2 protein-coding genes are annotated in these 3,242 nt (G+C 62.6%); one reads left to right on the top strand and one right to left on the bottom strand.

The window, feature by feature from the left end:
- Positions 1-136: 136 nt before the first annotated feature.
- On the top strand, positions 137-1,039 hold the full coding sequence (locus tag CJ255_RS21440) for a ketopantoate reductase family protein (protein ID WP_097646115.1): 903 nt from the start codon (positions 137-139) through the stop codon (positions 1,037-1,039).
- A 430-nt stretch (positions 1,040-1,469) separates the two neighbouring features.
- Here the strand turns inward: CJ255_RS21440 and CJ255_RS23860 are convergent.
- On the bottom strand, positions 1,470-3,242 hold a 1,773-nt coding region (locus CJ255_RS23860; RefSeq protein ID WP_281257231.1), incomplete at its 5' end, for a choice-of-anchor Q domain-containing protein.

The raw sequence follows: 3,242 nt of genomic DNA, 5'->3' as shown, positions 1-3,242 counted from the left end.
CCAGCGATGGGAAGCCGACAGGCATCGTAGTGCCGACTTCAGTCGGCTGAGGTCTTTGCCAGCGATGGGAAGCCGACTAACGTCGGCACTACGGTGGTCGTGAACCACAAGGCTTCGCCTTGCCATACAAAAAACCATGCGTATTGCAATTCTTGGTGCTGGGGCCCTCGGTGGGCTGATTGGCTTCTATTTGGCCCGTGTGGCTGATGTTGTGCTTGTGGATACCTGGGAGGCCCATGTGGCGGCGATCAAGGCCCACGGGTTGATCTGTGAGTATGCCGGGCAGACGGAGGCGCGCTCAGTGTGCGCCGTGAGTGAGCCGCATCATGTTGCGCCTGTCCCCATTGCCCTCGTGCTGGTCAAGGCTCATCAGACCGCGTGGGCGGCTCGGGTGGCCGCGCAGCTCCTCACGCCCGATGGGGTCGCTTATACGTTGCAGAATGGTTTGGGTAACTACGATATGTTGGCTGCCAGTCTGGGGGCTGCGCGGGTGGGTCAAGGGGTGACTACCCTTGGTGCAACGCTGCTTGGGCCGGGGCGTGTGCGCTTGGCCGGGCTTGGCCCAACTACCCTTGGTAGTGTGCCCGAGGCCCAACGGGCAGCGGCGCTGGCCGAGCAGTTCAGCGCAAGTGGCCTCGCTACCAGTGTTAGCACTGAGATCGAAGGCTTGATCTGGGGCAAGCTGTTGGTGAATGTGGGCATCAATGCGCTCACGGCGCTGCTGCGCGTGCCCAATGGTGCCCTGGCCACCAGCCCAGAGGCGCGTCAACTGCTTGAGGCTGTTGTGTGCGAGGCGGCGGCTGTAGCCGCCGCCAAGGGGCTCACGTTGCCCTACGCCGATCCTGTTGCCCATACGCTGGCTGTCGCACAGGCCACGGCCAGCAACCAATCTTCAATGCTCCAAGACATCCTGCGCGGCAGCCCGAGCGAGATCAATACGATCAATGGAGCCATTGTGCGCGAAGGTGAACGCTTAGGGCTGCCTACGCCGCTCAATGCTATGCTGACGAAGCTGGTGTTGGCGTTGGAAGCTTTGTGAGGCGAGGATGCGAGGACGCGAGACGCGAGACGCGAGACGCGAGACGCGAGACGCGAGACGCGAGACGCGAGACGCGAGACGCGGGACGCGAGACGCGAGACGCGAGACGCGAGACGCGAGACGCGAGACGCGAGACGCGAGACGCGAGACGCGAGACGCGAGACGCGAGACGCGAGACGCGAGACGCGAGACGCGAGACGCGAGACGCGAGACGCGAGACGCGAGACGCGAGACGCGAGACGCGAGACGCGAGACGCGAGACGCGAGACGCGAGACGCGAGACGCGAGACGCGAGACGCGAGACGCGAGACGCGAGGGCTTCGCCTCACGGATCCACGCCTCACGGCTCCTCGCCCGCCTCACGGCTCCACGCCTCACGGCTCCTCGCCTCCTCGCCTCCTCGCCTCACGCTTCCTCGCCTCACGCATCCTCAACGCTGCACCAATGGCAAATAGACCAGGTGCGAACTGGTTGGCTGCCTAGTCGGCGTCGCGGTGGCTGCCGGGCGCGGGGTGGCCGTTGGTGTAGCGGTGGCACCCTGCTGCGGCTGTGTGGTGGGAGTAGGCGTAGGCGTCGCTGGCACGAAGTTGTCACTTATGCTTCCCTCAACAGCACCAATGTCGCAGCGGCTACCCACCGGGCGCGGCTGGCCACGCTGATCGGTGGCGGGGCAGGTGGTACCCGCTGCATTGAGCGCCGGGCTCTCCGCGAGCAGCGCGTGGGTCAGGGTGGGGCCGCCGTAGTCGGCTAAGGCCGCGAGTTGCGGGTTGCCTTGGCGATCGTTGGCCCCAATGGGGCAGTTGCTATCGCCAAAGAGGTTGAAGCCCGCTGAGGTGAGATGCTCGCGGCTGTTGCAGTCACGCGAACTATTCTGTGCCAGGATCGTGTTGCGGAGCGTTGTGCTGCCAGCGCCTGCATAGACACCGCCAACAAAAGTGGCTTGATTCGCCGTGATGGTGACAAAATCGAACATGACTGGAGCGGTAGCTTGACCAAAGAGCGCCACTGCACCACCAACGTTGGCACTATTATCACTGATCGTTGTATTCACCAACTCCATACTGCCCACCAAGGGCAAAAAGAAGATCGCGCCGCCCATGCCCGACGTACCGGCGCTATTGCCACTCAAAGTACTCGTAGCGATGCTCATCTGGCCTTGACCCTCTTGGAAGTTCCAGAAGTAGATGCCGCCGCCATCGGGTCGCACCTCGCTCTCCGTTGGCACCCCAGTGATCGCATTATTGCTGATACTGCTGCCCGTGATCTGTAACGATCCGCCCGACTGCCAGATCGCCCCTCCACCGCTCATGGTGCCATGCTGTGCGATAGTGGCCGCATCATAGCGCACCCGATTATCACGCAGGGTACTGCTTTCAATTGTCAGGCTGCCCCCTTCAAGTGCGATGGCCCCACCCTTCCAGAGCGCTTCACTGTCGGCAATGACCACATCTTGCAGCACGATCTGCCCAGCGGTGCTGAAGATTGCCCCGCCTGGCCCGTTCGCCTGCCCATTTCGTAGCGTCAGGTTGGTCAAGGTGAGGGTCGTACTCTCCGTGAGGGTGAAGAGGCGATCAATCTGATTGGCATCAATAATCGTGCGCCCGGCACCAACCCCTGCGATCGTCAGGTCGTCGCTAACCTCTAGCGCCCCGCCGTCGGGCCAACTGCCCGTCAGGCTCAAGCTGTAGGTACCAGCCTCTAGCGTAATCGTATTTGCACCAGGGGCGGCGTTGGACAATTGCACCGCTTCGCGCAGCGAACAATCATCGTCACAGACGCCATCGCTCGAATCGGTGAACTTGGAGACCCCTCCGCCGATGCTGAAGCGCGGCGAGATATGCAGGAAGACATTGTCGCTACACTTGACCCGCACATGGGCCGCGATTGCGCCCTGTTCTGGGAGTGTAACCGTATGTTGCCCCGTGTTCGGCGTACTGGCAGCAAGCATGGTGGGAAAACTCTGCCCACCATCACGCGAGAGATCGATCTGCACATTGGCACAACTCACCGGAGCCAGATTGGTATGCGCCACATCCCAACGCACCTCCAAGGTTGCCCCTGGAGCAACCCGTTCCCCGCCTGCCGGAGCGGTCACGCGGAACGGCCCAGCCTCTGTGGTCACCGTCAAGGTCGTGGTGTCATAGGCAAAAGCCCCCGCGCCAGGGTGGTTATCACGCACCACAAAGCGGAAATTGAGCTGCCG

The sequence above is a fragment of the Candidatus Viridilinea mediisalina genome (assembly GCF_002532535.1).
Classification (GTDB): domain Bacteria; phylum Chloroflexota; class Chloroflexia; order Chloroflexales; family Chloroflexaceae; genus Viridilinea; species Viridilinea mediisalina.
The sequence above is the reverse complement of the archived record's forward strand: the minus strand, read 5'-3'. Positions and strand labels throughout refer to the sequence as shown.

What these genes read in the sequence shown, in the direction of transcription:
- CJ255_RS21440 (WP_097646115.1), top strand. Translation starts at nt 137, where the DNA reads ATGCGTATTGCAATTCTTGGTGCTGGGGCCCTCGGTGGGCTGATTGGC.